At 42.6% G+C, this 18,394-nt stretch carries 17 protein-coding genes; 16 read left to right on the top strand and 1 reads right to left on the bottom strand.

Features of this window, described 5'->3' with window-relative positions; translation table 11 throughout:
- Window positions 1-63 precede the first annotated feature (63 nt).
- The 6 genes from hisS to NYR25_05350 all read left to right on the top strand — a co-directional run bounded on the left by hisS (window position 64) and on the right by NYR25_05350 (window position 7,554).
- On the top strand, window positions 64-1,338 hold the full coding sequence (gene hisS / locus NYR25_05375) for a histidine--tRNA ligase (GenBank protein UWF33037.1): 1,275 nt from the start codon (window positions 64-66) through the stop codon (window positions 1,336-1,338).
- Window positions 1,339-1,353: 15 nt separating this feature from the next.
- On the top strand, window positions 1,354-3,135 hold the full coding sequence (aspS, locus tag NYR25_05370) for an aspartate--tRNA ligase (GenBank protein ID UWF33036.1): 1,782 nt from the start codon (window positions 1,354-1,356) through the stop codon (window positions 3,133-3,135).
- 279 nt (window positions 3,136-3,414) lie between these two features.
- Window positions 3,415-4,293 carry a YitT family protein gene (locus NYR25_05365; protein ID UWF33035.1) on the top strand — a complete coding sequence of 293 codons (879 nt, stop codon included), beginning with the start codon at window positions 3,415-3,417 and terminating at the stop codon, window positions 4,291-4,293.
- Between the two features lie 12 nt (window positions 4,294-4,305).
- Entirely contained in the window at window positions 4,306-5,463 is a 1,158-nt protein-coding gene (locus tag NYR25_05360) for a CDP-glycerol glycerophosphotransferase family protein (protein UWF33034.1), read from the top strand.
- Window positions 5,456-6,661 (top strand): CDP-glycerol glycerophosphotransferase family protein, encoded by a 1,206-nt coding sequence (locus NYR25_05355; GenBank protein UWF33033.1) that lies wholly within the window; start codon window positions 5,456-5,458, stop codon window positions 6,659-6,661. The genes NYR25_05360 and NYR25_05355 overlap by 8 nt, the downstream gene beginning before the upstream one ends.
- 2 nt (window positions 6,662-6,663) lie before the next feature.
- A complete protein-coding gene (locus NYR25_05350) occupies window positions 6,664-7,554 on the top strand; it encodes a deoxyribonuclease IV (GenBank protein UWF33032.1) in 891 nt (296 codons plus the stop codon).
- Window positions 7,555-7,718: 164 nt separating this feature from the next.
- Here the strand turns inward: NYR25_05350 and NYR25_05345 are convergent, their stop codons facing one another.
- Window positions 7,719-8,528 (bottom strand): kinase/pyrophosphorylase, encoded by an 810-nt coding sequence (locus NYR25_05345; GenBank protein ID UWF33031.1) that lies wholly within the window; start codon window positions 8,526-8,528, stop codon window positions 7,719-7,721.
- Window positions 8,529-8,727: 199 nt separating this feature from the next.
- On the opposite strand from NYR25_05345, the gene rpsU reads away from it, so the two are divergent.
- From rpsU to dnaG, 10 genes are all read left to right on the top strand, one after another.
- The gene (rpsU, locus tag NYR25_05340) at window positions 8,728-8,913 is read left to right on the top strand and encodes a 30S ribosomal protein S21 (protein ID UWF33030.1); all 186 of its coding nucleotides are present in this window, start codon (window positions 8,728-8,730) and stop codon (window positions 8,911-8,913) included.
- 58 nt (window positions 8,914-8,971) lie between these two features.
- Window positions 8,972-9,415, top strand: a complete 444-nt coding sequence (locus tag NYR25_05335; protein ID UWF33029.1) for a GatB/YqeY domain-containing protein — start codon at window positions 8,972-8,974, stop codon at window positions 9,413-9,415.
- 11 nt (window positions 9,416-9,426) lie between these two features.
- On the top strand, window positions 9,427-10,395 hold the full coding sequence (locus NYR25_05330) for a PhoH family protein (protein ID UWF33028.1): 969 nt from the start codon (window positions 9,427-9,429) through the stop codon (window positions 10,393-10,395).
- 4 nt (window positions 10,396-10,399) lie between these two features.
- On the top strand, window positions 10,400-10,870 hold the full coding sequence (gene ybeY / locus NYR25_05325; GenBank protein ID UWF33027.1) for an rRNA maturation RNase YbeY: 471 nt from the start codon (window positions 10,400-10,402) through the stop codon (window positions 10,868-10,870).
- Complete coding sequence (locus NYR25_05320) at window positions 10,854-11,237, top strand: diacylglycerol kinase family protein (GenBank protein UWF33026.1); 384 nt, start codon at window positions 10,854-10,856, stop codon at window positions 11,235-11,237. The genes ybeY and NYR25_05320 overlap by 17 nt, the downstream gene beginning before the upstream one ends.
- Before the next feature lie 24 nt (window positions 11,238-11,261).
- Window positions 11,262-12,176, top strand: a complete 915-nt coding sequence (gene era / locus NYR25_05315) for a GTPase Era (protein ID UWF33025.1) — start codon at window positions 11,262-11,264, stop codon at window positions 12,174-12,176.
- Window positions 12,177-12,178: 2 nt separating this feature from the next.
- Window positions 12,179-12,940 carry a DNA repair protein RecO gene (gene recO / locus NYR25_05310; GenBank protein UWF33024.1) on the top strand — a complete coding sequence of 254 codons (762 nt, stop codon included), beginning with the start codon at window positions 12,179-12,181 and terminating at the stop codon, window positions 12,938-12,940.
- A 282-nt stretch (window positions 12,941-13,222) separates the two neighbouring features.
- A complete protein-coding gene (glyQ, locus tag NYR25_05305) occupies window positions 13,223-14,122 on the top strand; it encodes a glycine--tRNA ligase subunit alpha (GenBank protein ID UWF33023.1) in 900 nt (299 codons plus the stop codon).
- Window positions 14,122-16,194, top strand: coding sequence for a glycine--tRNA ligase subunit beta (gene glyS / locus NYR25_05300; protein UWF33022.1), 2,073 nt, complete (start codon window positions 14,122-14,124; stop codon window positions 16,192-16,194). Before glyQ ends, glyS begins: the two co-directional genes overlap by 1 nt.
- A gap of 337 nt (window positions 16,195-16,531) precedes the next feature.
- On the top strand, window positions 16,532-18,388 hold the full coding sequence (gene dnaG, locus NYR25_05295; GenBank protein ID UWF33021.1) for a DNA primase: 1,857 nt from the start codon (window positions 16,532-16,534) through the stop codon (window positions 18,386-18,388).
- Window positions 18,389-18,394: the final 6 nt, after the last annotated feature.

Raw genomic sequence — 18,394 nt, 5'->3', positions numbered from 1 at the left:
GGCGTTTAAATTTTTGCCTATGTTCCTTATTTACTGACTTAAAAACTAGTTGAGGTGATTTATATGAAGTATCAAAAGCCTAAGGGGACGGCGGATATTCTCCCGCCATACTCCAAAGAATGGCAATTTGTTGAACAAAAAGCGCGGGAAACCTTTGCGCTTTATAATTATGAAGAAATTCGGACACCGATGTTTGAAAAATTCGAAGTCTTTTCGCGTAGTGCGGGGGATACTTCGGATATCGTTACAAAAGAAATGTACGATTTTGACGACAAGGGTGGTCGGCACATTGCCTTGCGCCCCGAAGGTACTGCTGGGGTAGTCCGGGCTTTCGTGGAAAATAAGTTGTACGGTCCTGAACACCAAAAACCAGTTAAGGTTTACTACATGGGGCCAATGTTCCGTTATGAACGTCCCCAATCCGGACGGTTACGCGAATTCCACCAAATTGGGGTCGAAGCCTTCGGTAGTGACAGTCCTAAAATCGACGTAGACACCATTACCATGGCAATGGACTTCCTTAGTCAATTAAAAGTCGCGGGCTTAAAGCTGGTAATTAACACCCTCGGTGACCAAGCCAGTCGGCAACAATACCGGCAAGCTTTAATCGATTACTTAGAGCCGCACTACGAAGAACTCAGTGATGATTCTAAGGAACGGTTACATAAAAATCCGTTGCGGGTTCTAGACAGTAAGGACGCGACTGATCAAGCAATCGTTAAGGATGCTCCAAGCATTTTAGACTATCTAACTGAAGACGCACAGAAGCATTTTACTCAAGTAAAGGAACAACTTGATGCCCTGGAAATTCCGTACGTGATTGATTCATCAATGGTGCGGGGGTTGGATTACTATAATCACACCATTTTTGAAATTATGGTGGCTGATTCTGCCCTTGGAAAGGGTGACGTTACCGTTTGTGCGGGAGGTCGTTATAACGGGTTAGTTAAGGAATTAGGCGGCCCGGAAGTTTCTGGAGTTGGCTTTGGTTTAGGTGTGGAACGGCTTTTATTGCTGTTAAATGAACAAACTCAAGCAGCATTACAAGCTAGTCGCCTAGATTTCTACGTGGTGGGCATTGGCGAAGCTGTCCAAACCGAAACCCTTAAGATTGTTCACGAATTGCGTAAAATGGATTTCGTTACCGAACAAGATTATTTGGAACGGAAGCCAAAGGCGCAGTTTAAGTCAGCAGACAAGCTTAACGCTCGTTATGTAATTACGGTGGGTGAAGCTGAAATGCAAGCGCACGTCTTCAAGCTAAAGGAAATGGCGACGGGGACGGAAAAGACCTTATCACTTGATGAATTAAAAGATTTAAAAAATGATTTAAAGTAAGGCGAGGAGAAAAAGATGAAGAGAACAACGTATGCGGGATTAGTTGATCAACAATATCTTGATCAAACCGTTACCCTCAAAGGCTGGGTACAAAAGAGACGTAATTTAGGACAATTGATTTTTATTGATTTACGGGACCGGGAAGGGATCGTTCAATTAGTTTTTAGTAATGAATTTTCAGCGGATGCCCTTGCCGTTGCGGACCAATTACGTAGTGAATACGTAATTGAAATTACCGGGGTGGTTAAACAACGTAAGCCCAAGGACGTTAACCCAAAGATGAAGACGGGTGAAATTGAAGTCGAAGTTCACGAAGCTAAGATTTTAAACAAGGCTAAAACTCCCCCGTTCGATATTGAAGACGGGGTGAACGCATCTGACGAATTGAAGATGAAGTACCGTTACCTAGATTTACGTCGTCCAGAAATGCTGAAAGGTCTCAAAATTCGGAATCGAATCACTCAGGCGGTACACAGCTACCTAGATGAACAAGGCTTCTTAGATATTGAAACACCAGATCTAACTAAGTCGACTCCGGAAGGGGCACGGGATTACCTAGTACCTTCCCGGGTTTATCCAGGTCACTTTTATGCTTTGCCACAATCGCCACAACTTTTCAAACAATTACTGATGGGAGCGGGAATTGACCGTTACTACCAATTGGCACGCTGCTTCCGTGACGAAGATTTACGTGGGGATCGCCAACCTGAATTTACTCAAATTGACTTAGAAACTAGTTTTTTGACTGCTGAAGAAATTCAGGACATTACCGAAGGACTAATTGCCCGGGTAATGAAGGATACTTTAGATATCGACGTTAAACTACCATTTGATCGGATTTCCTGGCAAGAATCGATGGACCGTTTTGGTACTGATCAACCCGACGTACGCTTTGGAATGGAACTAAAGGATATCAGTGAAATTGTTGCTGATTCTGAGTTTAAGGTGTTTAGTGGAGCAGTTGCAAACGGCGGGGTAGTAAAAGCAATTGCCGTCCCTGATGGGGCTGCTAAACTTTCTCGGAAGGAAATTGATAAACTTGCTAAATACGTAGAACGTTTCGGCGCGAAGGGCTTGGCTTGGTTGAAGATTACGGACCAAGGCTTTAGCGGACCAGTGGCGAAGTTCTTCGATGAAGCTACTGAAAAGCAAATTATGGCTAAGACGGGTGCTAAGGTAGGCGACTTGCTATTATTTGCCGCGGATCGCAAGAAAGTGGTTGCGGATACGTTAGGTTACTTACGGGTAGAACTTGCTAAACGCTTCGACCTCATCGACGAAGACCAATTTGCATTCCTATGGGTCGTAGATTGGCCGCTCTTTGAATACGATGAAGGTGACGAACGCTGGGTTGCGGCACACCATCCGTTTACCATGCCTAACGAAGAGGACTTGCATTATCTAGACGAGGGTGAAGATCCTCATAAAGCACACGCACAAAGCTATGACATCATCTTAAATGGTTTGGAACTTGGGGGTGGCTCCATCCGGATCAACACCCGTGAAGTTCAAGAAAAGATGCTAAAGGCCCTTGGATTTACGTTAGAAAAAGCCAACGACCAGTTTGGTTACTTGCTTACGGCGTTGGACTACGGTTTCCCACCACATGGCGGACTTGCAATCGGGTTGGACCGCTTTGCTCGTTTGCTAGCTAAACGGGATAATATTCGAGACGTAATCGCCTTTCCAAAGAATTCTAAGGCTTCAGAGCCAATGACGGAAGCACCAACTCCGGTATCGGAAGAACAGTTGGCAGAACTATCTTTGGACGTTGACGTGCGTAAACCCGAAAAATAATTAAAAAGGTCGTTAAGGCTTTTGATGTAATGAAAATTCCTGGCTAGGATAGTACGTTGGGTTAGCCTACAGGATGTTTTCATAACTTCAAAGGGGTCTAACGGCCTTTTTTGTTTATAAACGAGGTTAAAATCATTATTGGATTAGCATTTAAAGTCTAAACGGGAAGATATTTTAAAAATATCCAATAACCACTTTAAAACCTTCATTTTAGCCGTAGTAAAATGTTATATTAAATGTTGAATTTAAATAAAATATGAAAGTGATTGATATAGGGAAATGGGTCATCAGATAAATAAAATTGTTAAACGGCATCAATACGTTGCACGAATTTCTACAGCGTTTATTTACGCAGTGTTAGTTTCGATCGCGATGAATTTATTTTGGACACCGGGGCACATTTACGCTTCTGGAGTTACGGGAGCGGCACAGGTAGCGGCAACAGTTTTGAAACGATTTTTTTCGATGGATGTTTCGGTCGCCATTTTGCTTTTCGCCTTAAACGTCCCGCTATTTGTGTTAGCTTGGAAGGCGATTAGTCCGCGTTTTACTATATTTACCATTATCTCGGTTGGGTTAGCCAGTATCATGATTAAATGGATCCATCCGGTCACGTTGACTACCGACCCAATTATTTGTGCCCTCTTTGGTGGAGCGGTCAACGGATACGGCACGGGGTTGGCACTTAAAAGTGGAATTTCAACCGGAGGATTAGATATTTTAGGGATCACGATTCTTCGAAAAACGGGCCACAGCATCGGAAATATCAACATTGCCTTTAATATTTTGATTGTGACGGCCGCGGGTTTCTTATACGGTTGGCCTTACGCGTTTTATTCCGCAATCGGCTTAATTGTTAATGCAAAGGTGATGGACATGACCTATACGCGGCAACAAAAAATGCAGGTGATGATTATTACGGATCGGCCTAAGAGCGTAATTGATAGTATCCAAAATAATATGCGACGGGGGATTACCATTGTCCACGGGGCGGAAGGTGCCTATAACCATAAGGAAAAGACGGTTCTCTTTACGATTGTTTCGCGGTATGAAATGCCGGAGCTAGAAGCGGCGATGGAGGTTTCCGATCCCCACGCTTTCGTAAGTATCACGGATACGATTAAAATTCTGGGTCACTTTTACGAGCCGACCTTATAAGGGGTTATTTTCTTGAAGAAGTTTTATTTACTACTAGTGCGGCTGGTAGATTGGTTGTTCCAACGACGGCCAGCGCGATTTAAAATTGCCTACTTTATGAGTTTTACGGGCAACACCAAGTTTATTAAGCAGCTAACCGCTCACTTTGGTAAGGATGCGGTACTGCTGGTTTACGAACCGGCTGTAAATACAGAGGTACAACGTTTAAAAAAAGCTGGGGTGGTTTGTCACACTCTTGAGTTTCGAAAATTCCAAATAACTAGTTTTGTTAGGGGAATCCGGGCTGCCCGGGTTGCCCTATTTGATAATTATTATCCCGAATTGAGTGCGGTTGCCAAATTAAAGGAACAGTACTTTATTCAAATCTGGCACGCTAATGGAGCGATTAAGGCGTTTGGTTGGGAAGATCCTAGCACGTATCACCGTTCACCAGCTGACCAGCAACGGTTTCAACAAGTTTACGATAGCTTTGACGAAATTGTGGTGGGTTCCGCTAAAATGGCGGAAGTGTTTCAGCGAAGTTGGAAGGTGGGGCCGGCCAAGCTTGCCGAGATTGGCTATCCACGTTCCGACCAGTACTTTGACGAGGATTGGATAAAAAAGGCGCGCACCAAAGTCTTTCAATACCACCCACGGTTTAAAAAACAACGGGTACTTCTATACGCCCCAACGTACCGCAAGGACGTCACGTTTAAATTACCTGCGAACTGGTCGCAATTAGAAGTTCCCGAAGATGCCGTCTTAGTGGTCCGGTTGCATCCTCATTTAAGTGAGTTAGAACAACAACTAGTGGCAAATTCACCAGCTCGGGTTGTTACGGTTGACCGTCGCGTTACCACTCAAGAGTTGCTATGCGTTGCGGATACGGTAATTACTGATTATTCTTCAATTGCGTTTGACTTTAGTTTACTGGACAATGCCAATGCGGTGATTTTTTTTACGTATGATCTTGCGCAATTCGAGCAAACGGTGGGCATCCAAGCAAGTTTTAAACAAATGTTTTTCAACGAATTAATTGGGGACGTGGCGGAATTGAACGCGGCGCTTCAGAACCACCATTCTAGTAAAAATAGCCTGCGAAAAATAAACCAACAGTGGAACGAGTTGAATGATGGACATGCCGGTACCCGATTGATTCAGCAAATTGAAGGGATTTTGACGAATGCGTAAGTTGAAACAAGTACTTAAAATTATAATTCGATACGGGCTAATTCTGGTTAACGACTGTTTGATTCAGTTGCCAGTGCATCGAGGAAGGGTATTATTTGAAAGTTTTAATGGTAAGGGGTTAACGGATAACCCGAAGGCCATTTACGATGAATTGCTTCAGGAATATCCAAATCGACGGCCTGGATTAATTTGGGGAGTTAAGGGCGAGTTTTACCAAGAAATGGTCACCCGGTTTCCGGAAGCTCACGTCGTTAAACGTTGGTCGTTTGCGTGGCTTTGGGCTTCGGCCACTGCAGAATATTGGATTTTTAATTCGCGAATGCCGACCTGGTGGAAAAAGAATCGGCAAACCACTTACGTGCAGACCTGGCACGGGACGCCGTTAAAGCACCTCGCTTTAGATATGGACCAAGTCAAACTCCCTGGAAACAGTCGGGAACGTTACCTAAAAGAGTTTGTTAGGGAATCGGATCGTTGGGACTACTTGGTGGCGGCCAACCAGTACTCGGCAGACATTTTCAAGCGGGCGTTTAGTTTTCACCACCATTTTTTAAAAACCGGTTACCCGCGTAACGACGTGCTATTTCAACAAAATAATACCTCTACAATTGCCCAATTGAAGCAAAAAATTATTGGTAGGCCGGATTGTCGGGTAGTTACTTACGCACCAACTTGGCGGGAGGATGATTTTATTAAGGTGGGACAGTACCACTTTCGTTGGCATTTTGATTTAGGAGAAATGCTGCAAGTTCTCCCAGAAGACGTAGTTCTACTAGTGCGTCCCCACTACCTAGTAACGGACCATATTGATGTTTCAGGATTTGAGGACCGAGTTGTCGTAGATTCTACTAGTGACATGAGTGAAATCTATTTAATTACCGATTTACTGATTACCGATTATTCCTCGGTAATGTTTGACTTTGCTAATTTACGGCGTCCGATGCTATTTTTCGCCTACGATCTGGATTACTACCGGGATGACCTTCGGGGTTTTTATTTCGATTATTACCATGAATTGCCCGGACCGATAGCGACCACGGCGCCCGAGTTATTACAAGAAGTTCGCAAGTTAGCGCAAAATGACTTTGCTATTTTGGATTGGCAGCAGTTTGACCGATTCGCCCAGCGTTTTGTGCAGTGGGAGCAAGGCGATGCAGCGCAACAAATTATTAAGAAAATCCACTACGGGAGGAATTAACCATGATCATCGGATCACACGTAAGCATGAGTGGCAAAAAAATGTTTCTAGGTTCCGTAGAAACTAGCGTTGCCAACGGCGCCAACGCATTAATGATTTATACCGGGGCACCCCAAAATACTCGGCGTAAACCAATTGAGGAACTAAAAATCGCGGAAGGTCGAGCGCTTTACCAACAACACAATTTTCAAGCCACGGTCATCCATGCTCCGTACATTGTAAATTTAGGGAACACCTTAAAGCCCGCGAATTTTAAATTTGCGGTTGAGTTTTTACGGGAAGAAGTTCAACGAGCAGACGCGTTGGGAGCTAGCCAACTAGTACTCCATCCGGGAGCCCACGTCGGGGCGGGAGCGGATGCGGCGATCGCATCGATTATCGAAGGTCTTAACCAAATCATTACGCCGGAACAACGAGTTCAAATTGCATTAGAAACAATGGCCGGGAAGGGTACCGAAGTTGCCACAAATTTTGAACAAATTCGACAAATCATTGACGGGGTAACCCACGCTGAAAAATTGTCGGTATGCTTTGATACATGCCATACTAACGATGCAGGCTACGACGTAAAGAATCACTTTGATGATGTGCTAGCTGAATTTGACCGAATAATTGGGTTAGAACGGTTGGGAGTAATCCACTTAAACGACTCGAAAAACGAACTGGGGAGTCACAAGGACCGACATGCCAACCTTGGATTCGGGACAATTGGTTTTGAAGCCTTGTATCGCATTGCTCACGATCAACGCTTAGCGGAGGTTCCAAAGATTTTGGAAACCCCACAAGTTAAGGATCCGGATGGCAAGAAGCACGCCCCATACCGGCTTGAAATCCAAATGCTCAAATCTGGTGACTTTGATCCTGATTTATTAACGAAGGTTATGCATGAGTAGCAATTGTTTTTAGCGGGTAAGTTTAAATTTGCATGGACCATTATAAAAAAGGAACTAGTTTTCTTTCGAATTGAAAGAAGGCTAGTTCCTTTTTTATGATTGTGAAAATTATCGTGAGTTGCTTTTCAATACACTGTATTTTTTAAAATTCTGTTTCAAATAAATTATGCCAGACTTTCCATAATAATCGTTGCGGTTTCTTCAATTGATTTATTTGCCGTATTAATTACTAGACAGCCAATTTTTTTAAAGAGGTCGTCGGCAAACTGAAGTTCCTTATTGATACTATCCATATCGGCGTAAGAAGAATCGGGATTCAATCCGTAAGAAATCATTCGTTGCCGTCGGATGCCGTTGAGCACTTCCTTAGTGGTGGTCAAGCCGAAGATCTTGTCACGATCAACCTGCCAAATTTCTTCTGGAATTTGGGTTTTAGGTACTAAAGGTAAATTAGCTACCTTGTAACCCTTATTTGCAAGGTAAAGCGACAGAGGTGTCTTAGAAGTACGGGAAACCCCGAGGAGTACAATATCAGCTTTTAAAAAACCAGCAGGGTCTTTGCCGTCATCATAGGTTACGGCAAACTCCATCGCCGAAATTTTGTCGAAGTAATTTTCGTTGAGGGAATGCCGCCTTCCAGGGGTGTTAGAAGAGGTTAAGCCGGTTTCTTCAGCAAAAAGTTCGATAGCTGGGGTTAAAACGTCAAAATATTTCAAATTTTTTTCTTGGCAAAATTCCTTGGTGCGCCGGTTAAGTTTAGGGTCTACAAAGGTAGAAAAGATCATTGCGTGTTCCCGTTCAGCTTTTTTTAAAATGCTATCTAATAAAGAGATGGTCTGGGTGAAGGGGTAACGCGAAAATCGCAAGTGGGCCTCTAAAAATTGGGCAGCGGCGGCCCGGGCCACTTGGTCCCCGGTGTCACCCACGGAATCGGAAATAATAAAAACGTTAGTAGTTTGGCTTTTTTCTGTCATAAGTAAATCGCTCCTGTCGTCCTTTTATATGATAGTAACATAACTTTAAAAGGCAAGAAAACGGTTTCGATAAACAAATTGTTATGCAACTAGTTAATTATTTGTTGTTGACGGTATGATTTAGTTCAGTTATAATGGTTAAGAAACATGAGTACTAAGTACGAATTGTTATTTCAAAGCTCGGAGGGAGGGAATCACATTGTCAAAAACAGTTGTTCGCAAAAACGAGTCACTTGATGACGCTCTTCGTCGCTTTAAACGTACGGTGTCAAAGTCTGGTACTCTACAAGAATATCGTAAACGTGAATTTTACGAAAAACCTAGCGTAAAACGCAAGTTGAAATCGGAAGCTGCAAGAAAGCGCAAGAACAAAAAACGCTTCTAATCCGATCATCGCTCCTGAATTTCAGGAGCTTTTTTTGTATACTAAAAGGAGAATTAAAATGGATTTTACAAAACAAATTAACGACGATTTAAAAGCAGCCATGAAGGCCCACGATAAATTAAGCTTAAGTGTAATTCGGATGATCAAGTCAGAACTTCTAAATGAACAGGGCCGGGTTGGTCACGAATTAACTGAAGACGATTTTGCAACGGTAATTAACCGCGCTTACAAGCAACGGAAAGATTCCATTGCGGAATTTAAAAAGGGTAATCGCGATGATCTTGTAAAGGAAACGGAAGCTGAATTGAAGGTTGTTGAAAAATACATGCCTAAACAACTAAGTGATGACGAATTACAAGAAATCATCAACCAAGTAATTGAAGAGACCGGGGCAACTTCTAAGGCAGATTTTGGAAAAGTAATGTCGACATTGATGCCTAAAGTAAAGGGTAAGGCAGACGGTGCCAAAGTTAATGAAATTGTAAAAAATACCTTAGGTTAGGGGAAGGTAACGTGTCTGAAGAGTTGTTCGAAAAGAATCTCATATTATCAGATCCAAATATAGAAATGTCGCTGCTTGGCAATCAGGAGCGCTTTGTACCGATTATTGAAGAAGGAATGAATGTGAAGGTGCTTCCCTTTGGCGAACGTATTACCGTAAAGGGAGCGCAAGCCAATGTTGAACAAACCATTGCAATTTTGAAAACGCTGGTTCAAGTGTTAAAAACCGGGGTGCAACTTAGCAGCACCGATTTCGTTAGCGCTATGAAGATGGCTGAAAAAGGTACGTTAAGTTACCTTCCGGAACTTTATTCCACCGTTTTGATTAAAGATGCAAAGGGTAAGCCAGTTCGAATCAAAAATTTTGGACAACGACAATATGTGGAATCGGTCAAAAATAACGACGTCACCTTTGGGATTGGTCCAGCCGGGACTGGTAAAACTTATTTAGCGGTGGTTATGGCCGTTGCAGCCTTAAAACGGGGCGACGTTGAACGAATTATTTTAACCCGGCCAGCTGTGGAAGCCGGCGAAAGCCTGGGCTTTTTGCCAGGTGATTTGAAGGAAAAGGTCGATCCGTACCTCAGACCGGTTTATGACGCGTTATACCAAATTATTGGAGCAGAGCACACCACCCGGCTATTAGATCGGGGAGTGATTGAAATTGCTCCACTAGCTTACATGCGTGGACGGACCTTGGATAACGCATTTGTAATCCTTGATGAAGCGCAAAATACCACTAATCAACAAATGAAAATGTTCTTAACCCGTTTGGGATTCGGCTCTAAGATGATTGTTAACGGGGATGTGACCCAAATCGACCTACCACGGGGAACCCGGAGCGGGTTGAAGGAAGCGCAAGTTGTATTAAGCAACGTTAATAAGGTGGCTTTCGTTAACTTTACCGCCAACGATGTTATTCGCCACCCCGTTGTTGCGAAGATTGTTAAAGCTTACGACGAAAAAGAAGCGAAAGGATAATATGATGGATATTCAAATATTTGATCATACTGAAGAAGTACCCCAACAACATTTGGATTTAATTGCGAACATTTTAGACTTTGCTGGAAATTATTTGAAACTAGACGTGGCCACTGAAATTTCAGTCACTTTAATGCATAATGATGAAATTCAAAAAATTAATCGTGAATATCGTAATGTGGACCGCCCCACGGACGTAATTAGTTTTGCGATTAACGACGAAGATGAAGATATCATTATGGACCCTGAGATGGCGGAAGAAATTCCGGATAATATTGGCGATTTAATGATTTCGGTTGATAAAGTTGCTGAACAGGCTGAATTTCTAGGTCACTCTTACGAACGGGAACTGGGCTTTTTATGCGTACATGGGTTTTTGCACCTTAACGGTTATGACCACATGAAGAAAGAAGACCAAGAAAAGATGTTCCCACTCCAAAAAGAGATTATGAGTGCTTATGGTCTTGAAAGATAAACGCCAAACCGAGAAGAATCGCTCGTTAATTCAGTCGGTTGCCCACGCAATGTACGGGGTTAAAGATATTTTTTTGCGTGAACGCAACTTTCGCTACCACTGTGTAATTGCAATATTAGTGGTGGGATGTGGTTTAGCAGTGCATCTATCACTGATGGAATGGATTGCGATCGTGGTTTGTATCGGGGCAATGTTTGTGGCGGAAGCCTTTAATTCAGCAATTGAGCGACTTGCAGATTTTACCTGTAATGGTAAGTACCAGTTCTTAGTCAAACAGGCTAAGGATGCTGCGTCAGCAGCCGTTTTATTAACTGCTGTTTTTACCATTTTGATTGGATTACTAGTCTTTGCTCACCACTTTTTTTAAAACTAAGGAAACGGAATCGTGATTATGGAAGAAAATAAACAAGCTTTTCATTCGGGTTTTGTAGCCATCGTTGGACGACCTAACGTTGGTAAATCGACCTTTTTGAACTACGTTGTTGGTCAAAAGGTTGCAATTATGAGCGACGTGCCACAAACCACCCGGAACAAGATACAAGGTATCTACACTACGGACCGTGAACAGATTGTCTTTATTGATACGCCAGGTATTCATAAAGCTCACAATAAATTAGGGGACTTTATGGTACAATCGGCAATTTCTTCGTTAAACGAAGTTGATGCGGTTATGTTTATGGTTAACGCGGACCAAAAACGGGGTGCCGGGGATAACTACATTATCGAGCGCTTGAAGAAAATTAAGGACCGCCCAATTTACTTGGTGATTAATAAAATTGACCTCGTTCATCCTGACGAACTGTTGCCAATTGTTGATTCATACCGGGACGCTTTAGATTGGACCGAAGTTTTCCCAATCTCTGCTTTACAAGGTAATAACGTTAACGAACTGCTGGCAACGTTAAGTAAACAAATGCCCGAAGGCCCGCAATATTACCCAAGCGACCAAGTTACCGACCATCCCGAACGGTTCGTAGTTTCCGAATTGATCCGGGAAAAGGTGTTGCAGCTAACGCGGCAGGAAGTTCCACATTCTGTAGCGGTAGTCATTGAGTCGATGAAAACTGGAAAAGACGATCTCGTTGACATCAGTGCCACGATTATCGTTGACCGACCAACCCAAAAGGGGATTATTATTGGTAAGGGCGGTCGGATGCTAAAAGAAATTGGCAGCCGGGCGCGAGTGGACATTGAACATTTACTAGGTAGCCGGGTTTATCTTGAACTATGGGTCAAAGTTTCTGAAGGATGGCGCGATAAACAAGGAATTTTGCAATCCTTCGGTTATAAAAAGGACGAATATTAAATATGAGCCAATTGGTGAACGCGGACTTTACTGGCATGGTGATGTTTGCCAAAAATCACCGAGAAAACGATTTGTTGGTTAAATTTCTTACCAGAGAATATGGTAAACGGATGTTTTTCATCAAGAATGCCAAAAAGAAGGATTTTAAGTTGCGTTCGGCAATTTTGCCGTTTACCCATGGTCGTTATTCGGGGTTAATCCGAAGCAACGGGCTGTCGTATATTAACGCCGCCTTAGACGTGAAACAGTTTGAAAATATTTTTCAAGACATTGAATTAAATGCCTACGCCACTTTTTTATTAAATTTGGTAGATGCTGCATTTGACGATAATTTTAAGATTGAAGCTTGGTTTGACCGGTTAGCGCGGGCGCTAACTTTAATCGACGTTGGCAACGATGCGGAAGTGGTTACCGATTTAATTCAAATCCAATTACTGAATTCCTTTGGGATTGCAATCGTTTGGGATCACTGCGTAGTTTGTGGACGTCGCGATTTGGCATTAGATTATTCAGAGTCGCGTGGCGGGATGCTTTGTCAGAATCACTGGCATTTGGACGAACATCGGTGGCATCTCAGCCCTAAAGCTGCAAAGACCATGGCTATTTTAAGTTTAGTTAGTATTTTTAAATTAGGACAGATTTCGGTTTCACCGGAAACTAAGCGAGAAATTTGGCAGTTAACTGAACGGATTTACCAAGATCAGGTGGGGATTAACCTTAAAAGTCGCCATTTTATTGATCAAATGCAAAATTGGGCGCATTAATTATATTGACAACCAATTAAAAGTTTTTTATTATTATCTCTGTTAAATCGGACAGTGAAGAACAAAGCGGATTTTCCGTACTATTAGCGAGACCAGGGTAGTGAAAGCTGGTTAGGAGCGGTTCCGTGGGGCATTTGGAGTCCTTAAGAGATTAAATATTTAAGCTGCCGGTAGAATTGTTTGCCGGAAGTAGGGTGGAACCGCGATAAACATCGTCCCTACGTAGTGTATTTTATGCTACGTAGGGGCTTTTTTTGTCCGTAAAATTTAAAGGAGGAACTTATGAATAAGAAGCTTTCGGTCCAAGAAATTATTTTAACTTTACAAAAATATTGGGCAGATCAAGGCTGCATGTTGATGGAAGCCTACGATACTGAAAAGGGTGCGGGAACGATGAGTCCCTATACTTTTTTGCGGGCGATTGGTCCTGAACCATGGAACGCAGCTTATGTAGAACCATCTCGGCGTCCAGCAGATGGCCGTTACGGGGAAAACCCTAACCGGCTTTACCAACATCATCAATTCCAAGTAGTGATGAAGCCGTCCCCAGAAAATATTCAAGAGCTTTATCTGGGCAGTTTAAAGGCTTTGGGAATTGACCCGTTAGAACACGACATTCGGTTTGTAGAAGATAACTGGGAAAATCCTTCCATGGGCTGTGCTGGTGTTGGTTGGGAAGTTTGGCTTGATGGGATGGAAGTTACCCAATTTACGTACTTCCAACAAGTTGGGGGCCTCGAAGTACACCCAGTTACTAGTGAAGTAACTTACGGACTAGAACGGCTATCCTCCTATATCCAAGACGTTGAGTCAGTTTTTGATTTAGAGTGGGGAAATGGCGTTTCATACGGCGATATTTTTAAAGAACCGGAATACGAGCACTCCAAGTACTCGTTTGAAGAGTCCAACCAAGCAATGCTCGAAACGATGTTTAACGATTTTGAAGCTGAAGCTAACCGTTTAATTGAAAAAGGACTCGTACACCCGGCTTACGACTACATTTTGAAATGTAGCCACACCTTTAACTTACTCGATGCCCGGGGCACGGTTTCAGTTACTGAGCGAGCAGGATTCCTATCTCGGATTCGGAACATGGCTCGTAAAGTAGCTCGAGCATTCGTCGAAGAACGGGAAAAACTTGGTTTCCCATTATTGAAAAATGACGACAAGGAGGCAAAATAATGGCTCACAGTTATTTATTAGAAATTGGTTTGGAAGAAATCCCTGCGCACGTGGTGACGCCAAGCATTCAACAGCTAGCGCAAAAAGTTGCTAAATTTTTGAAGGAAAACCGGCTTAGTTACGATTCAATTGAGCAATTCTCTACGCCTCGTCGTCTAGCAATTCGGATTAACGGACTTGGAGATCGGCAACCAGATATTGAAGAAGACGCTAAGGGACCGGCTCGAAAGATTGCCCAAGATGCAGACGGCAACTGGACTAAAGCAGCAATTGGTTTTACTAGAGGACAAGGTCTGACGGTGGATGATATCACCTTCAAAACTATTAAGGGTACGGAATACGTTTACGTCCACAAGTTAATCCAAGGGAAGACTACCAAAGAAATTTTGCCTGGTATTAAGGACGTGGTGGAATCTTTGAATTTTCCAACCATGATGAAGTGGGCAAATTACGACTTTAAGTTTGTAAGACCAATTCGTTGGCTGGTTTCCATTTTGGATGAAGAAGTGCTGCCTTTCCAAATTTTGGACGTTCCCGCGGGAAGAGAAAGTCAAGGTCATCGTTTCTTAGGTAAAGCCGTTGAATTGGCTAACTCAAGCGAATACGAAGAAAAATTACAAGACGAATTTGTGATTGTTGACGCGCAAAAGCGGAAGGCATTGATTCGGGAACAAATTCAAGCAATTGCTCAAAAAGAAAACTGGGAAGTAACGCCTAATCCGGACTTGCTAGAGGAAGTAAATAATCTAGTGGAATGGCCAACGGCATTTAGCGGGAAATTTGATCCTAAGTACTTGGCAATTCCTGAAGAAGTATTGATTACTTCCATGCGGGACCACCAACGGTTCTTCTTCGTACGGGATCACGATGGCAAGCTATTGCCAAACTTTATCTCCGTTCGGAACGGTAACAAAGAATATTTAGAAAACGTTGTTCGCGGAAACGAAAAGGTTTTAACTGCCCGACTTGAAGATGCCGCCTTCTTCTATGACGAAGACCAAAAGAATTCGATTGATTACTACGTTGATCGGCTTAAAAAAGTTAGTTTCCACGATAAGATCGGAACCATGGCGGAAAAAATGGCGCGGGTCGGTTCGATTACTCAGGTAATTGCTAAAATGCTTAACTTGGATACGGTCGTAGCGGAAGACCTGCAACGGGCTGCTGCAATTTACAAGTTTGACTTGGTTACCGGGATGGTAGGAGAGTTCCCTGAATTACAAGGAGTAATGGGTGAAAAATACGCCTTACTAAAGGGTGAAAAACCAGCCGTAGCCCAAGCTATTCGGGAACACTACATGCCAAATAGTGCGGAAGGCGAGCTTCCTGAAAGCACCGTTGGGGCAGTGTTGGCCCTAGCAGACAAGTTTGACAATATTTTCAGCTTCTTTAGTGCAGGGATGATTCCAAGCGGTTCAAACGACCCGTACGCTTTACGTCGTCACGCATACGGAATTGTTCGAATTCTCGCCCAACGGAACTGGTCATTAGATTTAAATGCATTTGAAGGGGCCGTTAAGCAAGCATTGACGGACGATCAAACTAGCTTTGGGGTAGACGTAGATCAAAACTTTGCCGAAGTAGTGGAATTCTTCAACGATCGCATTAAGCAATATCTTGACCATCAATCGGTGAGCTATGATATCGAAGACGCCGTGCTTGCGGGAAGTCAACATAACGTAACGACAATCATTGCGGCTGCTGAAGTACTAACAAGTGCGAAGTCTGCAGATTCCTTCAAAGATGAGATTGAAGCATTAACTCGTGTACAGCGAATTGCTACCAAAAATGCTGCAGATGGTGACTTAACGGTTGATCCACAATTGTTCAATAACGAAACTGAAGGTAAGCTCTTTGACTTAATCACTAAGATTGAAGCAATGAATGATGCAGATATGGCCACCTTCTTTAAGGGATTGACTAGTTTAACGCCAGCAATTACCGAATATTTTGACGCTACCATGGTAATGGACAAGGATGCAAAAATTAAAGCTAACCGCTTAAACATGATGAGCCGTTTGGCAAACCTAGTTTTACGTGTTGGAGACTTAACTAAGGTAATGGTTAAATAAGTTTAAGCAAACCATGAGTTTGTTAATTGATTCAGCAGTAATAGTCTTTATAAATCTGTTATCAATAATCGATATTTGATTATTGATAACAGATTTTTTGGTGGGGTGAAAAAATTAGTAGGTCTGCCGGTGTTTTTACTAATTTTTAGAATTTTTTGTGGGATTTTTGTGGGATTTTGAGATAGCTTAGTCTATAAATGAAGGAGTCCCAATGTTCAGGTATTTATTTTACATACTTGACAAAAGTGTTAAATATAGGTGCATTTCGATTGCTTATTAATAGGGAGTGCTGTAATATACTATCGTATGAGTCTATCTTACGGAAGTGGGTGATAGAATGGCTGGTATGATTCCAGAAGAAGTCATCGACAACGTCCGGTCCGCCGTGAACATTGTTGATGTGGTTAGTCGATACGTTCAGTTAAGAAAAGCTGGAAAAAATCTGTTTGGCATTTGCCCATTTCACGATGAAAAAACACCTTCTTTTTCAGTGTCCGAAGATAAGCAAATTTTTCACTGTTTCAGCTGTGGACGCGGAGGAAACGTATTTAAATTTTTGATGGATTTGGAAAAAATCAGTTTTCCAGAAGCTGTTCGGCGCGTAGCTGAGTTTGGTAACGTTCCGCTAGATGATAAATACGTTAAAAAGGCATCCAAATCAGCATATTCAGCTGCCCAAAGTGAAATGATCACTTTATATGAAAAGGCTGCTGAACTTTACCACCACGTGTTGGTAAATACGCAACTAGGTGAAAAAGCGCTGGCTTATTTAAAAAAACGCGGAATTACTGAAGCAGAGATGGAGGATTTTGAGCTCGGGTTCGCGCCCGCGGATCAAGACCTATTACTAAGCTTCCTTAAAGAGCAACGGGTCGAGCAAAAACAAATGCAAGATTCGGGTTTATTTATCGAGACGGCAGACGGTTCGTTAAAGGACCGGTTTTTTAATCGCATCATGTTTCCGATTAAGGATAATAATGGTAAGATTGTTGCTTTTTCAGGAAGGAGTTTGGTTAAGGATGACCAACATCCGAAATATTTAAATAGTCCCGAAACCAGTATTTTTAACAAAGGAAAGGTACTCTATAATTTTTCGCAAGCACGTTCTGAGATTGTACAACAAAAAACCGTCATTTTATATGAAGGGTTTATGGACGTAATTGCCGCTCACCGGGCTAAAGTAACTAATGGAATCGCAACAATGGGAACGAGTTTGACGGAGGATCACGTTAAAGCTCTCCAACGGGTGGCTTCCCGAGTGGTAATTTGCTTTGACGGTGATGAACCCGGGCAACGGGCCATTGCTAAGGCGATTGCGTTAATTAAGCAAACCAGTGATTTACAAATTAGCGTAATTTTTATCCCGGATAATCGAGATCCTGACGAATACGTGCGGGATAAAGGGATTGAATCTTTCCAAAGGTTAATGAAGCAAACTGGGGAATCTAGTACGGCATTTTTATTGCAATATGACCGAATCGGGTTAAACTTAGCTAACGAAAACGATCAGTTGGAATACCTTAAAAAAGCACTTCGGCGAATTGCGGAGTTAAATGACGCTTTGGAACAGGATTTATACCTTAACCAGTTGGCCGAAGAGTTTAACATCGATAAACGAGATCTAAAAAATCAGCTGCGCGAAAGCGTGGCTGATCGAATTGCACACACGCCTCGGCAGTTTGATCCGGGACCGGCTCCTGCGCCGCCACCCACTTTTGAAAATCAAGTTGAGAAAACTGAAAATACTCCTAAAAAATTATCGTGTGTTGATATTTCACAGTACCGGTTATTAGCCCGGGCGCTTAACCACCATGACGTATGGTTAAAGTTGCAAAGTTTACCGGACTTTTATTTTCCAAATGAACAGTTGGAAACCATTTATATGTTGGCCGGGGGGTATTTAGCTAAAAATCAAGCATACGACGCGGCAGATTTTATGGATTATTTGAAGGAGCCGGAGTTACAGTCGGTAGTTGCTAATATCGAGTCGATTAATTTAAGCCCCGATTATACGGAAGAAGAAATTGAAGACTACATTAGTTTGATTAAGGACGTGGCCCCGCTCAGTGAACAAATTTCAAAAGTTAAGGCAGATTTAAATGAAGCTACCAGATTAGGTAACCAGGAGTTACAGCAGCAATTAACGCTAAAACTTATTTCTCTTTATCAAAAACAACAACAGCTCCAAAATTAGAGGGGG

Origin of the sequence: Pediococcus acidilactici, from assembly GCA_024970065.1 — a bacterium.
GTDB classification, from domain to species: domain Bacteria; phylum Bacillota; class Bacilli; order Lactobacillales; family Lactobacillaceae; genus Pediococcus; species Pediococcus acidilactici_A.
The sequence above is the reverse complement of the archived record's forward strand: the minus strand, read 5'-3'. Positions and strand labels throughout refer to the sequence as shown.

Coding starts and splice junctions, on each gene's coding strand:
- NYR25_05355 (UWF33033.1), top strand. CDS start 5,456: ATGCGTAAGTTGAAACAAGTACTTAAAATTATAATTCGATACGGGCTA.
- NYR25_05365 (UWF33035.1), top strand. CDS start 3,415: ATGGGTCATCAGATAAATAAAATTGTTAAACGGCATCAATACGTTGCA.
- glyQ (UWF33023.1), top strand. CDS start 13,223: ATGAATAAGAAGCTTTCGGTCCAAGAAATTATTTTAACTTTACAAAAA.
- NYR25_05320 (UWF33026.1), top strand. CDS start 10,854: ATGGTCTTGAAAGATAAACGCCAAACCGAGAAGAATCGCTCGTTAATT.
- recO (UWF33024.1), top strand. CDS start 12,179: ATGAGCCAATTGGTGAACGCGGACTTTACTGGCATGGTGATGTTTGCC.
- NYR25_05335 (UWF33029.1), top strand. CDS start 8,972: ATGGATTTTACAAAACAAATTAACGACGATTTAAAAGCAGCCATGAAG.
- ybeY (UWF33027.1), top strand. CDS start 10,400: ATGGATATTCAAATATTTGATCATACTGAAGAAGTACCCCAACAACAT.
- hisS (UWF33037.1), top strand. CDS start 64: ATGAAGTATCAAAAGCCTAAGGGGACGGCGGATATTCTCCCGCCATAC.
- glyS (UWF33022.1), top strand. CDS start 14,122: ATGGCTCACAGTTATTTATTAGAAATTGGTTTGGAAGAAATCCCTGCG.
- NYR25_05350 (UWF33032.1), top strand. CDS start 6,664: ATGATCATCGGATCACACGTAAGCATGAGTGGCAAAAAAATGTTTCTA.
- era (UWF33025.1), top strand. CDS start 11,262: ATGGAAGAAAATAAACAAGCTTTTCATTCGGGTTTTGTAGCCATCGTT.
- dnaG (UWF33021.1), top strand. CDS start 16,532: ATGGCTGGTATGATTCCAGAAGAAGTCATCGACAACGTCCGGTCCGCC.
- NYR25_05345 (UWF33031.1), bottom strand. CDS start 8,528: ATGACAGAAAAAAGCCAAACTACTAACGTTTTTATTATTTCCGATTCC.
- aspS (UWF33036.1), top strand. CDS start 1,354: ATGAAGAGAACAACGTATGCGGGATTAGTTGATCAACAATATCTTGAT.